At 68.2% G+C, this 406-nt stretch carries 1 pseudogene; it reads right to left on the minus strand.

Annotated features, from left to right (window positions below):
* Window positions 1–406: pseudogene (locus tag PUR61_RS00710) on the minus strand (transposase); the annotation flags it as partial.

Below are 406 nucleotides of genomic sequence, written 5' to 3' on the forward strand. Positions count from 1 at the left end.
CGCAGGTAGGCACGGATGAAGCGGTGGTCGTAGGCTTTGTCGCCGTGCAGCTTGCCGGGACGGCGGCGTCGCGGTCCGCGCCGTGAGCGGATCGGCGGGATGGCGTCGACAAGCGGTATCAGGGCCTGGCTGTCGTGGAGGTTGGCCCCGGAGATCGCGAGCGAGAGGGGTAGACCGGTACGTTCGGTGAGCAGGTGGATCTTCGACCCGTACTTGCCCCGATCGACAGGATTCGGACCTGTCAGCTCCCCCTTTTCAGGGCCCTCATGTTCACCGAGTCGACCGCGCACCTCGACCAGTCCAGCTCACCTCGCGCGCCGAGCTCCTCCAGGACCACCCGGTGGAGCTTGGCCCAGACCCGGGCCCTGCTCCACTCGGTGAACCGCCGATGCGCAGTCGGGCCGGA

It is taken from the genome of Streptomyces sp. BE20, from assembly GCF_036322525.1.
Taxonomy (GTDB): domain Bacteria; phylum Actinomycetota; class Actinomycetes; order Streptomycetales; family Streptomycetaceae; genus Kitasatospora.